4 protein-coding genes are annotated in these 2,577 nt (G+C 70.5%); all 4 read left to right on the top strand.

What is annotated here, in order from left to right; all coding sequences use genetic code 11:
• Positions 1–208, top strand: a 208-nt coding sequence (locus tag GT354_RS27480) for a helical backbone metal receptor (RefSeq protein ID WP_237535504.1), incomplete at its 5' end; no start/stop codon positions are given.
• 443 nt (positions 209–651) lie between these two features.
• Complete coding sequence (locus GT354_RS27475; protein WP_161359070.1) at positions 652–1,134, top strand: DoxX family protein; 483 nt, start codon at positions 652–654, stop codon at positions 1,132–1,134.
• A gap of 170 nt (positions 1,135–1,304) precedes the next feature.
• A complete protein-coding gene (locus tag GT354_RS27470) occupies positions 1,305–1,826 on the top strand; it encodes a nuclear transport factor 2 family protein (RefSeq protein WP_161359069.1) in 522 nt (173 codons plus the stop codon).
• A gap of 11 nt (positions 1,827–1,837) precedes the next feature.
• Positions 1,838–2,314: a nuclear transport factor 2 family protein gene (locus GT354_RS27465; RefSeq protein WP_161359068.1), complete on the top strand. Its 477-nt coding sequence runs from the start codon at positions 1,838–1,840 to the stop codon at positions 2,312–2,314.
• Positions 2,315–2,577: the final 263 nt, after the last annotated feature.

Below are 2,577 nucleotides of genomic sequence, written 5' to 3'. Positions count from 1 at the left end.
GAAGCTGAGCCTCGACGAACTCGTAGCCGTCGACGCCGACTTGGTCGTCCTTCCCGACGAGCCGTACCTCTTCACCGCCGACGACGGCCCGGAAAGCTTTCCGCACCTTCCCGCCGCACTCGTGAACGGTCGGCAACTCACTTGGTACGGGCCGTCGTTGGCCACCGCCCCGAGCCGACTTGCCGAAGCCCTGGCCGCCGCGCGGTAACCGACATCGCCGCCGGCGACCGATCCGCAACCGTACGCCGACCACTGACGGCAGGCGCACGGTGTTCGACGCGATCCTCCGGGCCGGACCCGCTCGCCACCCGTGCACCGACGCTCGGGGACGCGTACGTCCGGCTATCGGTTCGCCTGCGAAGCAGGTCTGCTCCGAAGGCCGAGGACGAAGGACGAGGAGGAGGGCCGCCGTCGAGGCCGGTAGCGCTGTCCGGCGGCCTGCTCCGGCCCCTCGCGGTGCTCGGCAGCGGCGACCGACTCGGCCGTGGGCGCCGCGCTTTCGGCCTTGCCGTCCCGCGTGGCGGCGTCGCGGCGAGCTGCGGGGATTGTCCCGCCCGGGAAAATTTCCGGCGCCGCCATTGCCGGCGCAGTGATCTCGGCGTCAAAGTGGTCTGGACCAATCGTCGCACTCCCCGTCCCAGGAGCCGTCCGATGTCGCCAGTCCCGCATGCCCTCATCGAATCCGCCAGGCCCCACGTGTTGGGCCTCTTCCGGATCGTCACCGGTCTTCTGTTCATCTGCCACGGCGCCGCCTCCATCTTCGGGGTGATGGGCGGCACGTACGGCGGCGGCACCATCCCCTCCGGCGAATGGCCGGGCTGGTACGCCGCGTTGATCCAACTCGTCGGCGGCGGCTTGGTGTTGCTCGGTCTGGGCACCAGGCCGGCCGCGCTCGTCTCGTCCGGCTCGATGGCCTACGCCTACTTCACCGTCCACCAGGAAAACAACCTCTGGCCCATCCAGAACGGTGGCGAACCCTCGGCCATGTTCTGCTGGAGCCTGCTCCTGATCGTCGTGTTCGGGCCGGGTTCGTTCGCCCTCGACAGCCTCCTCCCCCGTCGAGCCGCGAGCACGGCAACTGCCGCGGCACCCGCCTCCACCCGTAAGCCCGTCCCCGTCCGCACCACCCGCTGACCAACCGCCCACCGATCTGCCGACCTGCGGACGACGGCTCGTTCACGCCGAGCCGTCGCCCGCGGGCGGGACACCGGCGACGACGATGCGGATACGGATGCGGACTCGACGGCGGATCTTCCGGTCGTTGCGCATTGCAAGTGCGCGCCGTCGAGGCTAGACCTGACGGCGTGACGATCATCGAGAACAACGCCTTCGAGTGGGACGAGTTGCGCATCGGCCGGCTGCACGCGGCCTATGTCGACGCGGTGAACCGCAAAGCGTGGAGCGAGTTCGAGGACCTGTTCACCCCCGCCGCGGAGTTGACGGTCGCGGTGAGCGAGGGCGACCCGGTCGGGGCGAAGGGGCCCGTGGCGATCGGCGCGCTGATCGACGAGTTCCTCAAGCCGCTGGATTTCCTGTTCCAGACGGTGCTGAACGCGCGGATCGTGCCGGGGCCCGACGGCGACCCGGACACCGCCCGCGCCCGCCTGTACATCCACGAATTCCGGCAGGTCACCACGACGGGGGCGCTGCGCAACTCGGTGGGGGTGTACGAGGACCACTATCGCCGGGTGGACGGACGGTGGCTGTTCGAGCGCCGCTCCTACACGCGCCTCGTGCTCGCCGAGAACGGCGGGACCACGGGTTCGACGGTGTCCGTACACGAGGCGACGGGCTTCATGGAGCTGCCCGCGCCCGGTCGTTGGTGAGGAGTGGGGTCATGGAGAACGTGAACACCGCGGAGAGCACGAGTGGTTCGGGCCGTACGACCGCGGACGACGCGGCGGCGGCCCGCGCGGCCGTACGCGAACACGTGCGGCGCTGGAACGCGCGTGACAAGGCGACCTGGCTGGAGTTGTTCGCCGACGACGTCGCGTACGAGGATCCGCCCGGTACGGTCGCCGCGCGCGGACGCGAGGTGATGTCGACCCAGGCATGGGACGCGTCGTTCACCGACACCAAAACGTGGCGCCTGGAACCGCTCCTGGTGATCGCGTGCGGTCGGGAGGCCCAGGTGCACATGCGCAATCACGGCTCCGTACGCGGCGTGCCGGTGTGGTTGGACAGCCTGGAGCTGTGGCGGGTGGACTCCGCCGGCCTGGTGGACTCGGTCCGCGCGTTCTGGGAGATCCCGACCGAGATCGCCGCCGATCTGGGGGCGACCCACTGGGAAGGCGAACGCAGCCTCGACGGGTAGGCATGGGAACAACGACGCGGAACGGTTCAGCCCCCGCCCGCCCCGCTGCGGTGTGCAGCCGTTCGTCGACCTTGAGCAGCGGGCAACCGTGCGCGGTGCGTCGGCTGTTGACCAGGTCGACGAGTCGGCGTTCCGGGGCGCGTCGGGTCTCGGCGGCATCGGGCGTGGGCGGGCGACTCGTGAACGCGCCGGTGACTTCCCCGGTGGTCGGCCGGACGGTCGGCGCCGAAGTGGGGCACGGCCGCGAACGAGGCCGGAGGCGG

The sequence above is a fragment of the Streptomyces sp. SID3343 genome (assembly GCF_009865215.1).
In the GTDB taxonomy this organism is placed as follows: domain Bacteria; phylum Actinomycetota; class Actinomycetes; order Streptomycetales; family Streptomycetaceae; genus Embleya.
This window is presented reverse-complemented; position numbering and strand designations above follow the sequence as displayed.